The organism is Xanthobacter variabilis, assembly GCF_043831965.2.
GTDB lineage: Bacteria > Pseudomonadota > Alphaproteobacteria > Rhizobiales > Xanthobacteraceae > Xanthobacter.
Map to the genome: position 1 here is coordinate 541,803 of NZ_CM195533.1, position 21,157 is coordinate 562,959.

Consider the following 21,157-nt stretch of genomic DNA (forward strand, 5'->3'; position numbering starts at 1 on the left):
ATGAACGGACGCCGCCCCGGCACCCCGGTTCCAGGCCCGGCGGAGCTCTCGACGATCACCAAAGGAGGAACCTCCCGAAGGTCCCGCAGGGCAGCGCCCGCGCGCCGTGGCGAATGGCGGCGGTCAAGGTGTTTCGTAATGCGCGCCGCCGGTCATGCCAAGGGGTTGAGAGACGTCTTCACCCACGATGTGCGGAAAGCACTGCACAATGAAAATGCTGCATTGCGAAGACTTGCGCGAAGATCCGGTGTCGTGACTTGCGGGCGGCCATTGGCCACCCGCGCCCTCTCCTCCCGGCCGAAAGGCTGGCGCAAAAGAAAACGCCCGGCCGAAGCCGGGCGCCATCCTGGTTCATCGCGGATCCGAAAGCGGCGCTCAGCCGGCCACCGCCTGGGGGTTCACGCTCTGGCGCTTCATCTGCAGCTTGTTGAGTGCGGTGATGTAGGCGCGGGCGGAGGCCACCAGGGTGTCCGGGTCCGCCGCGCGGGCGGTCACCACCTTGCCGTTCTCCTCAAGCCGCACGGACACTTCCGCCTGGGCATCGGTACCCTCGGTCACGGCGTGCACCTGGTAGAGCTCCAGCTTCGCCGTGTGGGGCACCAAGGCCTTGATGGCGTTGAAGGTGGCGTCCACCGGACCGTTGCCTTCGGCCTCCTCGGTCTTCACCGCGCCGTCCACTTCCACCTTCATGGTGGCGCGCTGCGGCCCATGGGTGCCGGCGATGATGGACAAGGAGATGAGCTTGATGCGATCGCTGGCCGCGACAATGCCTTGATCCACCAGCGCCTCGATATCCTCGTCATAGACCACCTTCTTGCGGTCGGCGAGGTCCTTGAAGCGGGCGAAGGCGTCGTTGAGGGCGTTCTCGCCCAATTCGTAGCCCATGGCCTTGAGCTTGTCGCGGAAGGCGGCGCGACCGGAATGCTTGCCCATCACCAGCGAGGTCTTGGAGACGCCCACGCTCTCGGGGGTCATGATCTCATAGGTCTGGGTGTGCTTGAGCATCCCATCCTGGTGGATGCCGCTCTCATGGGCGAAGGCGTTCCGGCCCACGATGGCCTTGTTGTACTGCACCGGGAACGAAGTCACCGCCGAGACGAGCTTGGACGCGCGGGTGAGCATGCGGGTGTTGATGCCCGTCGCAAAAGGGAAGGCATCGGAGCGGGTGTCGAGGGCCATGACGACCTCTTCCAAGGCCGCATTGCCGGCCCGCTCGCCAATGCCGTTCACCGTGCATTCGATCTGCCGCGCGCCACCAGCCACACCGGCGAGCGAGTTGGCGACCGCCATGCCGAGATCGTTGTGGCAGTGCACGGAGAACACAGCCTTGTCCGAGTTCGGCACCCGCTCGATCACGGTGCGGAACAGGGCCTGGTATTCGGCCGGCGTGGTGTAGCCCACGGTGTCGGGGATGTTGATGGTGGTGGCGCCAGCATTGATGGCGGCCTCCACGCAGCGGAAGAGAAACTCCATCTCCGTGCGGGTGCCATCCTCGGCCGACCACTCCACGTCGTCCACATGATTGCGGGCACGCGACACCGAGGCCACGATCATCTCGAGGACCTGATGCGGCTCTTTCTGGAGCTTGTACTTCATGTGCACCGGCGAGGTGGACAGGAAGGTATGGATGCGGGCGCGCTCGGCATTCCTCACCGCCTCGGCGCAGCGATCGATGTCATTGAGCGCGGCGCGGGAGAGGCCGCAGATGGTGGCGCGCTTGGCGCGGCGGGCGATCTCCGACACGCTCTCGAAATCGCCGATGGAGGCGATGGGAAAGCCCGCCTCGATCACGTCGACGCCCATGTCGTCGAGCAACTCGGCCACCTGGAGCTTCTCTTCGAAGCTCATGGAGGCGCCGGGGCACTGCTCGCCATCACGCAAGGTGGTGTCGAAGATGATGACGCGGTCCTTCTCCGAGGCGGGGACGGAGGAGGTGGATACGGGTTCGGTCATCGGAACGGTCCTTCTCGCATTCCGGCGGGCGCCTGCTCCATCCTGGGAGCGATCTCATCGATGAGACTGGGGCGCGGCATGTGCCGGATCATAAGCCGAAACAGTCGCCGGGTCTTCTGCCGGCGGCGGATCCAAGTCCCCTGAGTGCCCAGGCATAGCCCGGCCGGCGCTCAGGGGCGGCTAAGGAGCAGAATGGCGCGCAGAATAAGAGCGTTGTTCCCGGGAACCAGCTTGGTCCGGGTGGCAGAGGCGGCAATCTTGGTCGTGCGGGACGACACGGGGCTCAGCTCTCGGCGGTTGCGCTCAGGAGCCGTTTTGATACCCGACCGGGAGCGACAGCGCAAGGGGTTGATGCAACGCCAGGGAGAAACAGGGCCGCGCCGTCGCGACCCCGCATCTTTCAGCTGCGCGCGTCAGCTCTGCTCATGCTTGGGCTTCTCCGCCGCGCGGCGGCCGAAGTCGGGGGCGGCGGTTTCCTGGCCCTGCTCGATGATCGAGCGGCGGATCGCCCGGGTGCGGGTGAAATGCTCGAACAGCGCATCCCCGTCCCCATAGCGGATGGCCCGCTGCAGCGCCGTGAGGTCCTCCGTGAAGCGGCCCAGCATTTCCAGCACCGCATCGCGATTATAAAGGAACACGTCTCGCCACATGGTGGGGTCGGACGAGGCGATGCGGGTGAAGTCGCGGAAGCCGCCGGCGGAAAACTTGATGACCTCGGAGGCCAGGGTCTCCTCCAGCTCCGCCGCCGTGCCCACGATGTTGTAGGCGATGAGGTGCGGCACGTGGGAGGTGATGGCCAGCACCAGATCGTGGTGCTGGGCGCTCATGAACTCCACGTTCGCGCCCATGCCGCGCCACAGCGCCGCCAGCCGCTCCACCGCCGCCGGGTCCGCCCCCTCGGGCGGGGTGACAATGCACCAGCGGTTTTCGAACAGGGTGGCGAAGCCCGCATCGGGGCCGGAAAACTCGGTTCCGGCCACCGGATGGGCGGGCACCAGATGGGCGTGCGGCGGCACATGGGGGCCCATGGCCTCCACCACCGCGCCCTTCACCGAGCCCACGTCCGAGAGGATCGCCCCCGCCTTCAGCTCGGGCCCCACCTCGGCGGCCACCGCGCGGGACGCACCCACGGGCACGCAGGCCACTACGATGTCGGCGCCGCGCGCGGCCTCCGCCGCCGTTTCCACCACCTCGTGGGCAAAGCCCAGCTCGGCGACGCGGCGGCGCACGGCCTCGTCCCGGTCACTCACCACCAGCGTTTCCGCCAGACGCTTCTCGCGCACGGCGCGGGCCACCGACGAACCGATGAGCCCCGCGCCGATCACCGCCACGCGTTTTGCGACCGGACCGCTCACGCCGGCTTTCCTTCCAGAAAGTCCTTCAGCGCCTCGATCACCTTGATGTTGGCCTCCTCGCTGCCCACCGTCATGCGCAGGGCATCCGGCAGGCCGTAGGACGCCACCGAGCGCAGGATGAGCCCGCGCCGGGTGAGGAAGGCATCCGCCTCCCGCGCCGTGCGGCCGGGCACCGGCGGGAAGTGGATGAGCAGGAAGTTGGCCACGGATGGCGTCACATTGAGGCCGAGCTTCCCGATCTCGCTGGTGAGCCAGGGCAGCCACTGCTCGTTATGGGCGATGGAGCGCTCGATGTGCTCCACGTCCGCCACGGCAGCGGCGCCGGCCAGCAGCGCCGGCGTGTTCATGTTGAACGGGCCGCGCACCCGGTTCAGGGCGTCGATGATGGCGGACGGCCCCACCGCCCAGCCGATGCGCAGGGCGGCCAGGCCGTGGATCTTCGAGAAGGTGCGGGTCATCAGCACGTTCTCGGTGGAGAGCGCCAGCTCGAGCCCGGTCTCGTAATCGTTCCGGCGCACATATTCCGCATAGGCGGCGTCCAGCACCAAGAGCACGTTCGGCGGCAGGCCGGCATGCAGGCGCTTCACCTCGCTGATGGGGATATAGGTGCCGGTGGGGTTGTTGGGATTGGCGAGATAGAGCAGGCGCGTGCGCGGCGTCACCTTGGCCAGCAGCGCGTCCACGTCGGTGGTGAGGTTCGCTTCCGGCGCCACCACGGGCACACCGCCGGCAGCCAGCGCGGCGATGCGGTAGACAAGGAAGCCGTGCTCGGAGAACAGCACCTCGTCTCCCGGTCCCACGAAGGTGTGGGCCACCAGGCTCAACAGCTCGTCGGAGCCGGCGCCGCAGATGATGCGCTCGGGGTCCAGCCCCTGGGCGCGGGCGATGGCCTCGCGCAGCACATGGGCCGCGCCGTCGGGATAGTCCTGAAGGTTCCGGGCCGCCGCATTGAAGGCCTCGATCGCCTTGGGGCTCGGGCCGAGCGGGGTCTCGTTGGAGGAGAGCTTGAAGACCTTCTCCACCCCCGGCGCATGGCTCTTGCCCGGCACATAGGCGTCGATCTTGAGCACACCCGGACGCGGCTGCGGACGGGCGGGGATGGCAGGATCATTCAGCACGGCGGACATTGAAGGCTACTCCAGCACTCTTCCAGCCGGCCGCGCTCCGGGCCGGCTTCACGTTCGGCCGGGGACCGGCCGTTTCTCCGGCTTTCTGTCACGCCCAAGGGGCGAAGGCCGGCTCACGATTTCACGTCACGAGCACACTTTATGGAGGGCGGCATGGCTGCCCACCTCGCGCGCGCTGCGAATGCCGGCGCCCGCGCCGGTCACCGCGTCGAGCACCTCGTCGATGCGATGGCCCGGCGGCACGGACACCAGCAGCGCCGCCCCGTCGAGGGCCTCATCCGGCGCGACCAGGATTTCCGCGAAGGCCGGCAGGGAATGGCCCGCCGCCGCGCTCCAGCCCGAAACCCGCACCGAGTGCACCCGCACCTCGGTGACCGCCGCATCGGAAATGGGATGGGAAACCACGAACACCGGCAGCGCGGCCGGGTGGTCGTCCCGCTCCACGAACGGCAGGCGGGCGATGATCTTCGGCGCGCCGTCGGCCTCCAGCGCGATCCACCACGGCGTGGTGCCCACGGCGGCGGGCAGCAAGCCAAGGTCGCCCTTGGAGGCGGCCACCGCCTCGATCACCCCATTGGCGCCCATGTGGGGCACGAACGGCACGGTGAAGCCGAAATGGAAGCGGGCGCTGTCGCGCATGGCCGGCTCGCCCACGGCAAGGTCCGCATGCACGCTGTAGGGGGCCTGAACATAAGTGAAGGTGGCGATGATGACGCGCCAGATGCTCTCCACCGTGTCCAGCGGCAGCAAGCCGTGGTGGCGCTCCACCAGGCGGCGCATCATGTCCGCCTCGCGGGCGGGGCGGAAGGCGGAACCGCCCTCGGCGCCCTGGGTGCGTTTCACCTGCACCAGACGGTCGATGATCTCGCTGCGCTCCATGAGCAGGAGATGCATGGCCGCGTCGATGCGATCGATCTCAGTGCGCAGATCGGCGAGGGAGGGGGATGCGAGAGGTTGTGTCATGATCTAGCCGGCTCGCGGGGAGGCTTAGCGGGAACGGGACCGAGAATCAAAGGATTGTTGTACGCTTCGCCCCGATGGCCGCAGGCGGGAGAGGCATCGCTCAGGTGGCGCCGGGCGGCGGCAGGTCCGCGCCCTGCGGCGGACGCAGGCGGGCGGCGCGCTCGGCGGGCGAACGCAGCACCGGCTTGAAGAAGCCGGCGGTGGACCCCGCCACCAGCCAATAGACCAGCCCCCCCGCGAGCCCGGCGGCGATCACATAGAAGGGATCGTGCACCACCCGGTTCACCTCCGCATCGGAGCCGAACATCTGTGCGCCGATCCACGCGGATATGGCGCCATTGGCCACATGGAACATCCAGGAGCGCACCGCGAACAGCTCCGAGAACAGGATGCCCACCGCGGCCACCAGCCACATGGCGGACACCAGCAGCGCCATCAGCGCTCCCGCCGCCACCACCGCGATGACAAGGCCCAGCACCGCCTCGTCCGGACGGGGCGTGTCGAACAATGTGCCGATGCGCCATTCGCCGATGAGGATCACCGCCGCCCCCGCCGTCACGGCGGCAAGGTAGCCGAGGGGAACCAGGATCAGGCGGAGCAGCAGGCGAACCAGGGAATCCATAATGCCTCATACCATCGGCCCGGTGCGCGACTGGCGCCAAGGGATCTTGTTCACACGCCGCGACGGCCCCGCCAGACGCGGGCGCGCGGGCCTGGGGCTGGGGCTGGGCCGTCAGGCCGGCTTGTGGCAGACGGCTTCCACGTTCACGCCGTCGGGGTCCAGCACGAAGGCCGCGTAATAGTCGGGGTGGTAATGGGGGCGCAGGCCCGGCGCGCCATTATCCCGCCCACCGGCGGCCAGGGCCGCGGCGTGGAAGGCATTCACCATCGCCCGGTCCGCCGCGGCGAACGCCACATGAAGGTAGGAGGAGCGGCCCGGGCCGCCGGAAATCCAGAATTCCGGCTTGCCCGCGCCGAAGCCGACGGCGGCATGGCCACCGGTTTCGGCCGCGCTCACCTCCATGGCGATCGACAGCCCCAGCGGCGCCAGCGCGGCGGCATAGAAGGCCCGCGACCGTTCGAGATCCGAAACCGAGATGCCCATATGGTCCAGCATGGGGCCCTCCCTTCGGCCGGACCGCGCGGGCCGGCGTCTCGCGTTATTCCGCCGCCTCGGCGGAGGCAGCCATGGCGCGGTAGGCGAGGCGCTCGCGGGCGGAGAGCTTCTCACTCTCGCTCTTGAGCTGCCCGCAGGCCGCCAGGATATCGCGTCCGCGCGGCGTGCGCACCGGGCTTGCATAACCGGCGCGGAACACGATGTCCGAGAAGCGCTCGATGGTCTCCCAGTCGGAGCACTCATACTGCGTGCCCGGCCAGGGATTGAAGGGGATCAGGTTGATCTTGGCCGGCACCCCTTCCAGGAGCTTCACCAGCGCCCGCGCGTCAGCGGGGGAATCGTTCACGCCCTTCAGCATCACATATTCAAAGGTGATGCGCTTGGCGTTGGAGGCCGCCGGATAGGTGCGGCACGCCTCCATCAACTCCTTGATGGGATACTTCTTGTTGATGGGCACCAGCACGTCGCGCAGATCGTCGCGCACCGCATGCAGCGAGATGGCGAGCATGGGGCCCACCTCCGCGCCCAGCCGCTCGATCTCCGGCACCACGCCGGAGGTGGACACGGTGATGCGGCGCTTGCCGAGGCCCAGGCCGTCGCCATCGGAGAGGATCTCGATGGCTTCCTTCACGCTGTCGAAGGCATAGAGCGGCTCGCCCATGCCCATGAACACGATGTTGGTCACCAGCCGGTCGCCCTCGGTGGGCAAACCGGGGCCCACCGCGCGCTCGCGGCCGGGATAATCACCCAGCCGGTCGCGGGCCACCATCACCTGACCGACGATCTCGGCCGCCGTGAGGTTGCGCACCAGGCGCTGGGTGCCGGTGTGGCAGAAGGCGCAGTTGAGCGTGCAGCCCACCTGGCTCGACACGCACAGGGTGCCGCGATCGCTCTCGGGAATATAGACCGTCTCGATATCGTGGGGCTTCTCGCCAGGCTGGTCGGCGGGAAAGCGCAGCAGCCATTTGCGGGTGCCGTCCTGCGACACCTGCTCCATCACGATTTCCGGCCGCGCCAGGGTGAACGCCTCTTCCAGACGCGCGCGCAGATGCTTGGAGACGTTGGTCATCTCGTCGAAATGGGTGGCGCCGCGCAGATAGATCCAGTGCCAAAGCTGGTTCACCCGCATGCGCCGCTCGCGCTCGGGCACGCCCGCGGTGGCCAGGGCGTCGGCAAGCTTGGCCCGGTCGAGCCCCACCAAAGACGGCAAGGTGGTGGCAGGCGCGGGCGCGCCAGCCTCCGCCGAAGGGCAGGACGGGGGAGCGGAAACATCGACGCTGGCGGCGTCGGCAGGATCGGAAGCGCGGGTCATGGCGTCACACATAGTCTGTCCCGCCGCGCCTTTCCACAGGCTCGGCGGGTCGCATGACGCCTTCAACCAGCATATTGGGGCGCCGCCGCGGCGAAACAGGACCGCGGCGGCCGGCCAACCGGCCTATTTGCACTCCTGCGCCGCGCGGTCGAGCGCCTGGGAAATGCCGGAGAGGGAATATTTGTCCGTGGTCTTGTTGCCTCGTCCCGAAACGCTTTCCACCGTCAGGTCGCGCCCTTTGCGCATGGCGTCCACGAGCTTGGTCTCGTCAGCCACGTTGCGCACCCAGGCGCCCTGGTCCTTGGTGTAGAGCTGGAGCGTCAGCGAGCCCACGGTCAAGGTGGCGTCGGAGCCCTCCTTCACGGGGAAGCCGACAGTGATGCTCACCTCGTTCTTCACATTCTCGCCAGGGCGGGTGGAGATGAAGAAATAGGCGGGATCACGGCTCAGCCCCGCCGGCAGGCGGGTCTTCGGCTGGGAAATGGCGTAGCAGACCTTGGGACTGGACGTGGACACGTAAACGCTCCAGTCGCCGAACTGCGCGACCGGTTTCGACTGGCCCTGGCCCTGGGCCATAACGGGCGTGGCGACCACAGCGGCGAGCAATGCGCCAACGAGCGTTGAAAGGCGCTTCGAAAGACGCGTCGGACGGACACGACGGGGTGCCATAGCTTCTCCTTTTCGTTGCGGCCCGCAGCGAGGGGTGGCGCGGGCTGGCGAAACTGAGGGTGTGAGCCTGTGTGCCGCGTGAGCGATCGAGGCGGTTCCGGCAGGATGGCAAGCATGCCTTGCGTATTCTTAAACCGGCGCCTGCTCTCACCTCAATGTGTGCAAAACTCGAACTTCCAGGATTGAAACGCAAAGGGGGCCCTTGCGCGATCCCACCCGCCATGGCGCCAATCCGACAGGACGAGAATGTCCCGCTCAAGCCCCTTCGGCGCGGTGGAAGGCCATCCTAGCCGCCGGCCCTTTGCGAAAAGGTAAACGAATGGTGAGCGGGCGCGAACGATACGGGAGGCTTGGGCCATGAAAGCAGTCTTGTGTGTGCGCCACGGACCGCCGGAGACCCTGGAAATCGTCGATCTGCCGGATCCCACGCCGGGTCCCGGAGAGGTGGTCGTCGATGTCGCGGCCATTGGTCTCAACTTCTTCGACACGCTGATCATCCGCGACCTCTACCAGGTCAAGCCGCCACTGCCCTTCTCCCCGGGCGCGGAGTTCGCCGGCCATGTGGCCGCCCTGGGCGAGGGCGTCACCGACCTGGCGGTGGGCGATCGGGTATGCGGCTACATCACCTCCGGCGCGGCGCGCGAGAAGGTGGCGGTGCCGGCGGAGTTCCTCGCCCGTGTGCCCGATGATCTTGACCTCGTGAAGGCGGCCGGCCTCATCGTCACCTATGGCACCGCGCTCTATGCCTTGCGTGATCGCGGAGAATTGAAGGCGGGCGAGACCCTGGCGGTGCTCGGCGCCTCCGGCGGCGTGGGCCTGGCGGCGGTGGAGGTGGGCAAGATTCTCGGCGCCCGCGTCATCGCCTGCGCCTCGTCGCCGGACAAGATCGCCTTCGCCCGCGCCCACGGCGCCGATGAGGGGCTCGACTACAGCACCGAGGACCTGAAAGGCCGCCTGAAGGCCCTCGCCGGCCCGCGCGGGCTCGACATGGTCTATGACCCCGTCGGCGGGGATTATGCCGAACAGGCGCTGCGGGCACTGGGTTGGGAAGGGCGCTTCATGGTGGTGGGCTTCGCCGCCGGCGCCATCCCGAAACTGCCGCTCAATCTGCTGCTGCTGAAGAATTGCGACGCGCGCGGCGTGGCCTTCGGCGCGCAGGCGCGGGCCAATCCAAAATGGCTGCGGGATACGGTGCAGGATCTGGTGGGCTATGCCCGCGACGGGCGGATCTCGGCCCATGTCGATTCCACGTTCCCGCTCGCCCAGTGCGCGGCCGCCATCGACGAAATCGCGGGTCGGCGGGTGAAGGGCAAGGTGGTGCTCACCACGCGGTGAGCATCTTTCCGCGCCTCAGCCCTGGCTGTGTCAGTGCTGGTCGCTTCCGTTCTTGTCGCGTCAGTTCTGGCGACGCACGTCGTCCAGGGCGTCGCGGGCGGCTGAATGGTGATGCGGCTTGATGTGGTCCGACAGCAGGCGCATCGCGGTCATCAGCACCGCCGCGTCGTCGGTGAAGCCCAGCACCGGAAACACGTCCGGCACCGCATCCACGGGCAGCACGAAATAAGCAAGCGCGGCCAGCAGGGTCGCGCGCACCTTCAGCGGCGTCGCGCGGTCGAATGCGGCGAAATAGGCGGCCGTCGCCTCCTGGGCGAAGGGCACGAAGGTGGCCTGCCGCTTCAGCTTCTTCCAGAACCCGTTGCGGACCCGGGCCTCGTCCTTGGAGGCCCCGGCCTCGTTGGCCCCATTCAGAACACGCCACTCCAGAGCGGCGAACTGAGCGGTATTGGAAGATGTCGTCATGGGCAATACTCGATCACGGCCGCCGCGGACACAAGATCCCGCGGGCACCGCGCCCGCGATTGCGCCGACGACCTGCCGTCATTTGAAGCAGTTCATGTGTCAGGAAAATGAATTCTGCGCCGCGGCGCAATATCAAGCTGCGGCCAGAGACCCAAATAATAGTTTTTCTAAAGTGCGGCGCCGGCTCACATCCCCGTCACCCGAGGGGATAGGCGGCCTCCACAAGATAGGGTCCGCCGCCCACGGAATCGCGCGAGGAGAACAGGACGAAGCGCGGCACATGGAATACCGGGCTGCGATAAGGCCCGCGCAAAGCGAGATAATCAGCCACCTGCCGGCTGGAGGCATCGCGCAGCCGCGCCAGGGTGACATGGGGGCGAAAATTGCGCCCCTCCGCGGCGAGGCCGAGCCGCTGCATGATGCGCTCCTGCTCGGCCTGGAGCTCCATGATGGCGGCATTGACCTTCACCGCCGCGAACAGGGAGCGCGGCTTGCGCCCGCCGAACTGGTCGAGCCCCTGCAACATCAGCTCGAACGCGGGCCGCCGCACGGCGCCCAGCATGTCCATGATGTCGCGCCCCATGGCGTCGTCCACGTCACCGACAAAGCGCAGGGTCACATGGTAGTTTTCGGGATCGATCCAGCGTGCCCCGGACAGGCCTCCGCGCAGCAATGAGAGGCCGAGCCCCACATCGGGCGGGATCTCGAGGGCGGTGAACAGGCGCGGCATGGCGGCCTCCGCGTGACGTCGGGCGCGTGACGCCCGGTACGATCCTGCGCCCATCAAAGGAGATTCGCACGCCCAAGGAAAGCCGGGGAATGCGGCCGGCGACGCCGGATCCACATCCCCGCGCGCAAAACCCCGGCCCCGCTTTATTTCGGTGCCGGCACCAGAATGTCGATGGTCAGCGCATCGGGCGCCGTGGTGGTGAGATCGGTGCGGTACTGTTCCACATAGAGCTCGTCCGCGTTCACATTCTTCTCGTCCAGATAATTGGCGATCTGCTCGTAGGTGTTGTCCATATCGGCGAAGGAGCCGGAATGGGTGAACTTCAGCACCTTGCCCGTATAGGAACCGCCGAGCTTGATGTTGCCGGAGGGCTTCTGCGTGGTGGTGCCGGAAAAGGGCATCTGCACTTCATAGTCGAAGCCGAGATCGTCGCTGGAGCTGTAGACCACCAGCACGTCCCCCTTGCGGGCGAGGCCGAGCCGGCCCAGCTCCTTGTCCAGGGTCTTCATGGTGGCGACCAGCTTGTCGTAGGCCTCCTCCCAGGTGGCATGGCCGGACAGGGTGATGACCGGAACCGGCTGCAGGCTCACCTCCTCGGGCGCCAGGGCCTTGACCGGCGCGGGCGCCACCGGCGTCGTTTCCACCGGCTTGGGGTCCACCACCGGAGGCGGGGTCAGCGTATCGTCCTTCTGGGAGGCGGGCGCGGGCGCGTTCTGCTGGGCAAGAGCCGGCGCTGCGGAAGCCAGCAGCACGAGCGAAAGCGCGACACCCGCGATCCGGCGGGCGGGCGCACTCCGCGCCGGCCGGGTGGCGAACGTCATCGAGGTTCCATAAGCATCGTGCGCCGCGCGAGCCGCCATCATTCATCCTCCGTGCCGGCCGCCAATGGTCCGGCAACGTCACCGTTTCTAGCATGTTCGTTGGCATGTTCGAGGCAAGAGTGCGGCCGCGCTGCGGCGCGCATCGAAAGCAACACTGCGGCCGCGCCGCGGCACGCGGGGGTGGCGCGCGCTGCGGTTCGGCGCCATATAGGATGGGACGAATTTCCCCATGTCCGCCGGGCCCGAAGGATGGCCGAAGTCCCATGCAGCCGCTTGCCCATCGCCCCTTCGTGAAGATGAACGGTCTCGGTAACGAGATCCTGGTGCTCGACCTGCGCGACGCGCCGGTGGAGATCTCGGCCGCTGACGCCGTCGCCCTCGCCCGCCCCCAGGCGGTGCCCTACGACCAGGCCATGGTGCTCTATCCCCCGCGCCGGGAGGATACGGCCGCCTTCGTGCTCATCCTGAACAATGACGGGTCGCAATCGGCCGCCTGCGGCAACGGCACGCGCTGCATCGCCGCCTATGAGGCTGAGCGCACCGGCGCCAGCCACATCGAGTTCGAGACCGATGCCGGCCTCCTCGACTGCCGCATCCATGACGACGGCACCGTGACCGTCGACATGGGCGCCCCCCGCCTCGACTGGCGAGACATCCCCCTCTCCCACGACGTGGGCGACACCGCCGCCGTGACGGTGCCCGGGTTCGAAGCGCTGGGGCCGGCCAGTCTCGTGAGCATGGGCAATCCTCACGCCGTCTTCTTCGTGCCCGATGCCGACCAGGTGGACGTGGAGGGCCTCGGCGCCGCGCTGGAGCATCATCCCCTGTTCCCGGAGCGGGCCAACATCTCCTTCGCCAGCCTGAAGGGGCCGGATGACATTCTGCTTCATGTGTGGGAGCGCGGCTCGGGCCGCACCCGCGCCTGCGGCACCGCCGCCTGCGCCACCGCCGTCAGCGCCGCGCGCACCGGCCGCACCGGCCGCGCCGTGCGCATCCACCTGCCCGGCGGCGATCTCGACATCGAGTGGCGGGCCGGCGACGACCATGTGCTGATGACCGGGCCCGTGGCCTACGAGTTCCGTGGCGAGATCACCCCCGCAATGCTCGGGGAGAGCGCCTGATGGCGGAGGCCGCCGCGCCCGTGCGGGTGGAGACCTTCGGCTGCCGGCTCAATGCGCTGGAGAGTGACGGCATGCTGCGCGCCGCCGCCGGCGCGGGGCTGGAACGCACCCTGGTGGTGAACACCTGCGCCGTGACCGGCGAGGCGGTGCGCCAGGCGCGACAGGCCATCCGCCGGGCCAAGCGGGCTGATCCGGACCTGCGCATCGTGGTGACGGGCTGCGCGGCCCAGACCGAGCCGGCCAGCTTCGCGGCCATGGGCGAGGTGGACCTGGTGCTGGGCAATGCCGCCAAGGCGGCCCCCGCCACCTGGGATGCCGCCCGCGCCACCCTGGACTTCGGCCTTGACGCCGAGGCCCGGGTGCGGGTGCAGGACATCTCCACCGTGCGCGAGGCCACGCCCCATCTGGCGGAAGCCTTCTGCGGGCACACCCGCGCCTTCGTGGAGGTGCAGAACGGGTGCGACCACCGCTGCACCTTCTGCATCATCCCTTATGGGCGCGGCCCCTCCCGCTCCGTGCCCATGGGCGCGGTGGTGGAGCAGGTGCGCCGGCTGGTGGACAGCGGCCACCGCGAGGTGGTGCTGACCGGCGTCGACCTCACCTCCTACGGCCAGGGCCTGCCCGGCCAGGCGACCCTAGGCCGCCTGGTGCGCGCTTTGCTGCGGCAGGTGCCGGAGCTGGAGCGGCTGCGCCTCTCCTCCATCGATGCGGTGGAGGCGGACGGCGAGCTGCTGGCCGCCTTGGCCGAGGAGCCGCGCCTGCTGCCGCATCTGCACCTGTCGCTGCAGTCGGGCGACGACCTGGTGCTGAAGCGCATGAAGCGCCGCCACAGCCGCGCCCAGGCCCTGGCCTTCATCGCCACCCTGCGCCGCCTGCGGCCGGACCTGGTGCTGGGCGCCGACATCATCGCCGGCTTCCCCACGGAGACCGAGGCGCAATTCCGCAACACCCTCGCCTTCCTGGAGGAAGCGGGCATCGCCTTCGTCCATGCCTTTCCCTTTTCCGCCCGCCCCGGCACGCCCGCGGCGCGCATGCCGCAGCTTGATCGCGCCGAGGTGGCGGCGCGCGCGGCGCGGCTGCGGGACCTTGCCGGCCGGCAGCTGCATCGCCACCTCGCCGGCGAGGTGGGCCGCCGCCGCAGCGTGCTGGTGGAAGCGGGCGGACGCGGGCATACGGAACATTTCACACCGGTGCGTCTCGCCCGGCCGCTCACACGCGGCACGGTGGCGGAGGTGCGCATCTCCGGCCACGACGGCGCGCGCCTGATCGCCGCCTGAGCGCAATTCAAGGAACGGCCAGACGCCATGAGCCAAGACGACGCCCACTCGGACGCCCTCCCGGACGCCGGCAACGCCCCCACCGAAGCGCCGAAGAAGAAGCGCGGCTTCTGGGGCTGGCTGACAGGCCGCGCCGACGAAACCAGCGCGCCTCCACCAGCGGAAGAAGGGGAAGCGACTGCGGGGGAGTCAACCACAGGGGAAGCGACCGAGGAGCGCGCGCCCCAGCCCGCCATGGCGGATGCTCCAACCGGCGGGTCCGCGGAAGCTGCCACCACCGATGCTGCCACGGCCACCGCCCAATCTGCACCCCTCCAGGCAGCATCCCTCCAGGCCACACCGACCCCGGAGGCACCGCCCCCAGAAGCACTGCCCTCGGAAGCCCCTATGGCACCCGCTCCGGAGGCACAGACCACCGCCGGAGGGGTGACCGCTTCGGAAGAGCCGGTCGAAACGGCGCCGCAGGCCGTCGCGCTGGCGCAACCGGGCACAGCGACACCCCCGACCGCACCGACGGCCGAGGACGCCGTGCCATCGGCGGCTGGCGTCGCGGCCGCCCCCACCGACGAGCAGGCGGTCGCCAACGTCTCGGTCGCAACTGAGGCGCCGGTGGAGCCCACACCACCGGAATTGGAGGTCGAGCCACCGCCGGCCGCGCCGGCCCCCGACGCCGCGCAGGAGCCGATGGCTCCCCCGACCCCGCCTGACGTTGCTATTGCGACGGCCCTCACCGCGCCCCTCCCGCAAGGAGCGGGACAAGAGGCGGGCGATGAGGCCGAGCCGGAGCAACCCCAGGCGGGGGACGCCGAAGAGGCTGCGGCGGAAGCTCAGCATGAAGAGCCCGAGCAGTCCGCGACCGAGCCCCGCAAGAAGGGCTTCTGGGCGCGGCTGGCCTCGGGGCTCGCCCGCACCGCCTCCAATCTCGGCCAGGGCATCACCGACCTTGTCTCCAAGCGCAAGCTGGACGCCGACACCCTGGAGGAGCTGGAAGAAGTGCTCATCCGCGCCGACCTGGGCGTGGAAACCTCCATGCGGATCGTCGAGGCCGTGGGCAAAGGCCGGCACGACAAGATGATCTCCCCGGAGGAGGTGAAGGGTCTCATCGCGGCGGAAGTGGAACGCATCCTGGAGCCGGTGGCCAAGCCGCTTGTGGTGGAGCACCTGCGGCGCCCGTTCGTGGTGCTCATGGTGGGCGTGAACGGCTCGGGCAAGACCACCACCATCGGCAAGCTCGCCTCCCAGTGGCGGCACGAGGGCAAGAAGGTGGTGCTGGCGGCGGGCGACACCTTCCGCGCCGCCGCCATCGACCAGCTCAAGGTATGGGGCCAGCGCACCGGCACCAAGGTGATCGCCAAGGAGCCCGGCGCCGATGCCGCCGGTGTCGCCCACGACGCGCTCACCGAGGCCCGCGCCGATGGGGCGGATATTCTCATGATCGACACCGCCGGCCGCCTCCAGAACCGCACCGAGCTGATGGCGGAGCTGGAAAAGATCGTACGCGTGGTGAAGAAGCTGGAGCCGTCGGCGCCCCATGCGGTGCTGTTGGTGCTGGACGCCACCGTGGGCCAGAACGCTTTGTCGCAGGTGGAAGCCTTCACCCGCATCGCCGGCGTCACCGGGCTGGTGATGACCAAGCTGGACGGCACCGCGCGCGGCGGCATCCTGGTGGCCATCGCGGCCAAGCACAAATTGCCGGTTCACCTCATCGGCGTCGGCGAGGGGGCGGACGATCTGCAGCCCTTCACCGCCCGCGACTTCGCCCGCGCCATCGCCGGCCTGGAATGAGAACCTGGAATGAGAAAAGGCCCCGCCCGCGACCGGGAGGGGCCTTTTTTCTCAACCTGCCCGTGGGCAGACGCGCGGAACGCTCAGCGCGCCGCGCGCTTCTTGCCCAGCCGGCTGAACATGTCCGACGCGGTGAGGATCACAAGAGTCACCAGCATCGCGGCAGTGGCGGTCAGGGCCGACACGATCAGGAAGGGATATCCGAAGAAATAGACCAGCGCCGCGAACAGGACCAGCAGGTTGAAGATAAAGTAATAGCGCGCGTCGGGCAGGCCATGGACCGCATCCCTGAGCAGCCAACCGACCACGGGAACATGGAAGAACGCGCGCGCAACAGCCTGCATGGCGACACCATCTCAAATTTTACGGGTCTTCATCCTTAAGGGATGACGCTGGCGGCGATCCTCAATGATTTTTTGATCTGGATCAAGAAACCAGACACCCTCGCCGGAGCGACAGGTTGCCGCGACCGCCGCCCTGCCCTTCCGGCACATCTCGCAGCGTCAGAAAGCCTTGCGCCACAGGCTGCTACGGCGCGCCTGGCGCAATATACCGATCTCGGCAAGGATAGCGTCAGCGGCCCGGCGCCGGCTCTCGCTGGAACACGATCAGGTCGAGGGACGGCGCGGCCGCGCGCCCGCCGAGGCGGGTCAGCATCGCGTGCACCTGGCCGCGATGGTGGGTCTGGTGGTTGAACAGGTGATCCAGGGCGCTCGCGCAGCTCTGCGTGAACTGGCGGCCGCTGCTGTTGGCATAGGTGATGGGCCCCGCCAGCCGTTCGGGATCCAGGCCCGCAACCAGCGCCTTCAGCCGCTCATCCTCCACCACGCGCAAGGCCCGCAGGCGGGACAGATCGGCTTCCAGCAGGGTGTCGAGTGGCGGCTGGGCCTCGCCGGTATCCAGCAGGCGGGAGAGCCAGATGCGGTCGGTCACCACGAGGTGATTCAGCGTGGCGGTGATGGAGCCGAAGAACGCCCCCGTCGGGGTCGCGCACCGCTCCGCCCCCAGCGCCTCGGCGGCGTCGAACACACGCGCATTGGCCCAGGCATTATAGCCGGCGAGCTGCGTATAGCTGCGCATCACCAATGCCTCAGCGGCGCCGTGCGTTGCGGATACCCCCTTTTCCATGCTGCCTCCCGAAAGCCTGCCCCGCGCTGAAGCTCAGCATGCGGCCGCCGAAGCGATTGAAAAGAGCCTATTCGCCAGACGGGCGGCCACGCGAGGCAGGGCCACGTGCCGCCCCCTTACCGGAGCCCTCTTGCCCGCGCCCCCCTTGCCGGCGACCATCCCTTGCGGGCCGTGCACCGAAGGCTCCGTGGACATCAAGAACAGGTCTGGCCCACGGCCGCTTGCGCGCGAACCGGTCTCTCCGACGGGCAGGCGTATCCCCATTCGGTGAAACGGGCCACCGCACTCGCCAGCTTGAAACAGCCTCGCCGGAGACAAGTCCCCGGCGAGGCGAAGCATGTGGGCGTCGGCTCAGCGGCGGAATCCACCACCGCCACGGAAGCCACCGCCCCCGAAGCCGCCACCGCCGAAGCGATCGCCGCCGCCGAAACCGCCGAAGCCGCGATCAAAGCCGCCGCTGCCGAACCGGTCGCCACCGCCGAAATCGTCGCCCCGGAAGCTGTTGCCGCCGAAATTATCCACCCGCTGCTGACCCCAGGAGCGCGCGCGCGCCTCATTGTCCAGGTTGCGGGTGTCGTAGTTGTGGTCCACGTCGTGCCAGCCGGTGGTCGTGTTGCGGTTCCAGCCGGTGTCGGAGTGGCGATAGACGTTGCCGTCGTGGTCCACCATCACATTGCCGTTGTTCCAGGCAGCGGCGGTGTTGGTGTGGGTGTTCACGGCGGCGCCGCGGCTATCCACGTTCACATTGCCGTGGTTGTCCGTGACCGCGGTCTGCGAGGCATGGGCGGTGCCGGTCGTCGGGTTGTAGCCGGCGGATTCTCGGCCCGCCGCCGCATTGCCCGTATAGGCATTGCCCACCACTCCGGAGCGCGAGGCCCCCTCGGCACCGGTATAGGCGTTGCCGTGGGTTTCCTCGCGGCCGGCGGCATAATTGCCGGTGTAGACATTGCCGGTGGCGCCGGCGCGGGAAGCGCCCTCACGGCCGGTATAGGGATTGGCGTGCGCCCCCTCGCGGCCGGCTGCCCAATTGCCCGAATAGGGATTGAACGCCGCGGCCGAGCGGCCGGTGAAGGCCGTGCCGTTGGCGGTGGTGCCGCGCCAGTCGCGCCCGGACCAGCCGGTGCCGTTCCAGGTGGTGCCCCAGGCGTGGTTCACCGTGGCGGCGCCGCCCCAGCGGCCATAGACGTTGGTCTGGTTGATGTTGGTGTAGCCCCAGTGGCCGCCCCACGGCCCCGGACCCCACGGATGCGGCCCCCACGGCCCCGGACCCCACGGGCCGGGACCCCAGGGATGCCAATACGGCCCCCAATAGGGCCCCACCGCCACGCTCCAGGGCCAGCCGGCCGCGAAGCCGAAGGCGAAGCCTTCCGCCGCGCCCAGCGCGAAGCCGGCGCCGAGCCCGTAGGTGACCGGGCAGGAAACCCAGTAGGTGCCCACGTAGCCGGGGCAGGAATAGCCCGTGCCATAGACCACCGTGCCGCCGGGAGCGACCACGACGCCCATATAGCCGGGCGTGTAGCCCACCACCACCGCATCGGGCGTGCTGCCATAGATGCGGACATAGGTGACATAGTGCACCGGCGAGGAAACGGGGATGGTGTAAATGGCATCCGGCACCACGTCCGCCACGCGCCACGGCCCCATGGGCGTGGTGGCCACGAACCAGATGCCGTTGGCCACCGCGTAATAGCGCTCCGCATTGAAGCGGATCACCGGAACCGGCGTGTTCACGGCATACGCCAAGACGGTGCCGGTGATGGGCTCGAACCGCGGCGTGCCGTCATAGACCACGTTCAGCGGCACGTCGCGCTTCACGGTGGCGGTCTGCGGAATGGTGGCGGCGATGGCCGCCTCCTTGGCCTGCGGCGTGCCGGCCACCGAGACCAGCACATTGGCCTTGGGATCGTTGGGATTGATCTTGGAGAAGTCCGGCGGCAGGGCGTTGGAGGGCACGAACGCCCACGGCCCCTTAAGGTCGACGGCCTTGAACCAGCGACCGGCGATCAGCACGTAATAGGTGTTGCTGGTGGTCTCCAGGAACACCGCGTGGTCGGCGTTATTCATGGTGAGCAGGTTGGTGCCCACCACCGGCAGCATCTGGGGCTGCCCCTCGGTCTGAATCAGCTCGCTCGGCTTGGTGGTCACCAGGATCGCCGGCGGCGGGGTGATGGCCTTGCCATCCTTGCCCAGCAGCGGATCGGCGGCGAGTTCGTCGGTGGCCTTCTTGGCGGCGGCCACCAGGGCGTCGGAGGCCTGCGGCGTCACCACCCAGGTGCCGCCCAGATTGGTGGATTCGTACCACGAGCCTGCGGCCTGCAGGTGATAGGTGCCGGCATCATCCAGCAGCAGCAGCGGGCGGGTATTGATGACGCGGCGGAAGCCCGTGACCCCGGTGATGGGCTTCAGCACCGGCTCGCCGGCGAGGGGAATCTGCACCGTGGCGGTGGTGACGAACAGGATCTGCGGCGGGGAGTTGTCCACCGGCTGGGTCTTCAGCTCCGCCAGCTCCTTGTTCACCGCATAGCTCGCCTGGAGCTGGTCGAGGGGAACGGTGAAGCCTTCCGGCGGCAGGTGGGCCTGCAGCGTGTTGCGGATGAGGCTCGCCTTGCTGGGATCAGTGGGCACCTCGACGCCGGTGATGGAGAAGCTGGCCACATGCACGAGGCCGGCGGGCTTATCCACCGCGACCCGGCTGGTGAAGCGCACCATGCCATAGGTCGGCGCGCCGGACGTGGCCCCGATGGCCACCGCCGCGCGGCCGCTCATCACGTCGCCGTCCCAGGCATCGATCTGCGGCTGATAGAGCTGGATCTGCTGGTCGTCCGGCAGCGGATAGCTGCGCGGCCAGGTGGGTGCCTGAAGGGGGGCCTGGCTTGTCGCGGTTCCCTGGCCGGCGGACGGAGCACTCTCCTGCGCCTGCGCGGCGCCGAGCGGCGCGGTCAGGAAGGCGGCAAGAGCGGCGGTGACAGCCAGCGCCGTCGCCGTTCCGCGAGCGCGTCCGGCCGTCGCTGCGATGGCCGAGGCGTCCCGGGTTCGAGACCTTGTCATGGTAGCTCCCTTTGCCCCGCTTTCCATGCGGGCGCCTAGGCGTAGCATGATCGCACCTCTCCGTCTGCCAGCTTCGCCGCCGCCTCCAGCTTAATCTTGCCTGCAACCTCAGGTTACGAGACCATGGGCCCGGCGCCCGCCTCGGCGGCCGGCGCGCGGACCATTGGGAGGGCTTCATGAACAAGTACCTCGCCGAGCTGATCGGCACCGGCGTCCTGGTTCTGTATGGCTGCGGCTCGGCCGTGCTCACGGGCTATCCCACCGCGCCCATCGGCGTGCTGGCCATCGCCTTCGCCTTCGGCCTGTCGGTGACGGCCATGGCCTATGGCATCGGCCCGGTTTCCGGCTGCCACATCAATCCCGCCGTCACGCTGGGCCTGTGGGCGGCGGGCCGCCTGCCGGCGGCGGAAGTGCCGAAATACTGGGTGGCGCAGGTGCTGGGCGGCATCGGCGGGGCCGCCATCCTCTATCTGGTGGTCACCGGCAAGGTCGGCGGCTACGACGTGGCAAAATCCGGCCTCGGGCAGAATGGCTGGGGCCCCGGCTTCGGCGGGGAATATGGCATCGGCGCCGCGCTGATGGTGGAATTCGTGGGTACCTTCGTGTTCCTGGTGGCCATTCTCGGCGCCACCTCCAAGGCCGGGTCGGGGCCGGCGGCCGGCCTTGCCATCGGCCTCACCCTCACCCTGGTGCACATTGTGTTCGTGCCGGTGACGGGAGTTTCCGTGAACCCGGCGCGCTCCATCGGCCCGGCTCTGTTCGTGGGCGGGCAGGCCATCGCCCAGCTCTGGCTGTTCATCCTGGTGCCGCTGATCGGGGCTGTCGTCGCGGGCTTCATGTTCAAGGCGAAGCTCCTGGAAAACTGAAGCCCGGTCGCGCGCGATGGCATCGCGCGGTGCCATCGCGCCTTGCCATCCCGGCCGTTCGCGGCTAATCCGCCGGGGGTGGGCG

At 68.6% G+C, this 21,157-nt stretch carries 19 protein-coding genes; 5 read left to right on the forward strand and 14 right to left on the reverse strand.

Features of this window, described 5'->3' with window-relative positions; genetic code table 11:
- Window positions 1-375: 375 nt before the first annotated feature.
- The 8 genes from V5F26_RS02400 to V5F26_RS02435 form a co-directional block, all read right to left on the reverse strand.
- Window positions 376-1,953 (reverse strand): 2-isopropylmalate synthase, encoded by a 1,578-nt coding sequence (locus V5F26_RS02400; RefSeq protein ID WP_394947632.1) that lies wholly within the window; start codon window positions 1,951-1,953, stop codon window positions 376-378.
- A 413-nt stretch (window positions 1,954-2,366) separates the two neighbouring features.
- Complete coding sequence (locus V5F26_RS02405) at window positions 2,367-3,308, reverse strand: prephenate/arogenate dehydrogenase family protein (protein ID WP_394059149.1); 942 nt, start codon at window positions 3,306-3,308, stop codon at window positions 2,367-2,369.
- A complete protein-coding gene (hisC, locus tag V5F26_RS02410; protein ID WP_234051238.1) occupies window positions 3,305-4,435 on the reverse strand; it encodes a histidinol-phosphate transaminase in 1,131 nt (376 codons plus the stop codon). The genes V5F26_RS02405 and hisC overlap by 4 nt, the downstream gene beginning before the upstream one ends.
- 126 nt (window positions 4,436-4,561) lie before the next feature.
- Window positions 4,562-5,398 carry a chorismate mutase gene (locus tag V5F26_RS02415; RefSeq protein WP_234051239.1) on the reverse strand — a complete coding sequence of 279 codons (837 nt, stop codon included), beginning with the start codon at window positions 5,396-5,398 and terminating at the stop codon, window positions 4,562-4,564.
- Between the two features lie 100 nt (window positions 5,399-5,498).
- Window positions 5,499-6,020, reverse strand: a complete 522-nt coding sequence (locus V5F26_RS02420; protein ID WP_394947633.1) for a hypothetical protein — start codon at window positions 6,018-6,020, stop codon at window positions 5,499-5,501.
- A 111-nt stretch (window positions 6,021-6,131) separates the two neighbouring features.
- Window positions 6,132-6,515 (reverse strand): VOC family protein, encoded by a 384-nt coding sequence (locus V5F26_RS02425; protein WP_234051241.1) that lies wholly within the window; start codon window positions 6,513-6,515, stop codon window positions 6,132-6,134.
- Between the two features lie 43 nt (window positions 6,516-6,558).
- A complete protein-coding gene (rlmN, locus tag V5F26_RS02430) occupies window positions 6,559-7,827 on the reverse strand; it encodes a dual-specificity RNA methyltransferase RlmN (RefSeq protein ID WP_234051242.1) in 1,269 nt (422 codons plus the stop codon).
- A 123-nt stretch (window positions 7,828-7,950) separates the two neighbouring features.
- Window positions 7,951-8,496, reverse strand: a complete 546-nt coding sequence (locus V5F26_RS02435; protein ID WP_234051243.1) for an invasion associated locus B family protein — start codon at window positions 8,494-8,496, stop codon at window positions 7,951-7,953.
- 357 nt (window positions 8,497-8,853) lie between these two features.
- Between V5F26_RS02435 and V5F26_RS02440 the strand changes: the two genes are divergently transcribed.
- Window positions 8,854-9,831 (forward strand): NADPH:quinone oxidoreductase family protein, encoded by a 978-nt coding sequence (locus V5F26_RS02440; RefSeq protein ID WP_394059142.1) that lies wholly within the window; start codon window positions 8,854-8,856, stop codon window positions 9,829-9,831.
- Window positions 9,832-9,891: 60 nt separating this feature from the next.
- Here V5F26_RS02440 and V5F26_RS02445 read toward each other — a convergent pair whose 3' ends face one another.
- The 3 genes from V5F26_RS02445 to V5F26_RS02455 form a co-directional block, all read right to left on the reverse strand.
- On the reverse strand, window positions 9,892-10,296 hold the full coding sequence (locus V5F26_RS02445; RefSeq protein ID WP_234051245.1) for a YkvA family protein: 405 nt from the start codon (window positions 10,294-10,296) through the stop codon (window positions 9,892-9,894).
- A gap of 196 nt (window positions 10,297-10,492) precedes the next feature.
- Entirely contained in the window at window positions 10,493-11,026 is a 534-nt protein-coding gene (gene thpR, locus V5F26_RS02450) for an RNA 2',3'-cyclic phosphodiesterase (RefSeq protein ID WP_234051246.1), read from the reverse strand.
- Window positions 11,027-11,169: 143 nt separating this feature from the next.
- A complete protein-coding gene (locus V5F26_RS02455) occupies window positions 11,170-11,847 on the reverse strand; it encodes a GyrI-like domain-containing protein (protein ID WP_234051247.1) in 678 nt (225 codons plus the stop codon).
- Window positions 11,848-12,110: 263 nt separating this feature from the next.
- Between V5F26_RS02455 and dapF the strand changes: the two genes are divergently transcribed.
- The 3 genes from dapF to ftsY all read left to right on the forward strand — a co-directional run bounded on the left by dapF (window position 12,111) and on the right by ftsY (window position 16,030).
- The gene (gene dapF / locus V5F26_RS02460; RefSeq protein ID WP_234051248.1) at window positions 12,111-12,968 is read left to right on the forward strand and encodes a diaminopimelate epimerase; all 858 of its coding nucleotides are present in this window, start codon (window positions 12,111-12,113) and stop codon (window positions 12,966-12,968) included.
- Window positions 12,968-14,245: a tRNA (N(6)-L-threonylcarbamoyladenosine(37)-C(2))-methylthiotransferase MtaB gene (gene mtaB / locus V5F26_RS02465; RefSeq protein WP_394947634.1), complete on the forward strand. Its 1,278-nt coding sequence runs from the start codon at window positions 12,968-12,970 to the stop codon at window positions 14,243-14,245. Before dapF ends, mtaB begins: the two co-directional genes overlap by 1 nt.
- Before the next feature lie 387 nt (window positions 14,246-14,632).
- Entirely contained in the window at window positions 14,633-16,030 is a 1,398-nt protein-coding gene (gene ftsY / locus V5F26_RS02470) for a signal recognition particle-docking protein FtsY (RefSeq protein WP_394947635.1), read from the forward strand.
- 83 nt (window positions 16,031-16,113) lie between these two features.
- On the opposite strand, the gene V5F26_RS02475 is transcribed toward ftsY, so the two are convergent.
- From V5F26_RS02475 to V5F26_RS02485, 3 genes are all read right to left on the reverse strand, one after another.
- On the reverse strand, window positions 16,114-16,374 hold the full coding sequence (locus V5F26_RS02475; protein WP_234051251.1) for a hypothetical protein: 261 nt from the start codon (window positions 16,372-16,374) through the stop codon (window positions 16,114-16,116).
- A 229-nt stretch (window positions 16,375-16,603) separates the two neighbouring features.
- Window positions 16,604-17,110: a DinB family protein gene (locus tag V5F26_RS02480; RefSeq protein ID WP_509210534.1), complete on the reverse strand. Its 507-nt coding sequence runs from the start codon at window positions 17,108-17,110 to the stop codon at window positions 16,604-16,606.
- A gap of 399 nt (window positions 17,111-17,509) precedes the next feature.
- Entirely contained in the window at window positions 17,510-20,206 is a 2,697-nt protein-coding gene (locus V5F26_RS02485; RefSeq protein WP_394059137.1) for a carbohydrate-binding family V/XII, read from the reverse strand.
- A gap of 176 nt (window positions 20,207-20,382) precedes the next feature.
- Here V5F26_RS02485 and V5F26_RS02490 point away from each other — a divergent pair, with 176 nt between their 5' ends.
- Entirely contained in the window at window positions 20,383-21,072 is a 690-nt protein-coding gene (locus V5F26_RS02490; RefSeq protein WP_234051254.1) for an MIP family channel protein, read from the forward strand.
- Window positions 21,073-21,157 lie beyond the last annotated feature (85 nt).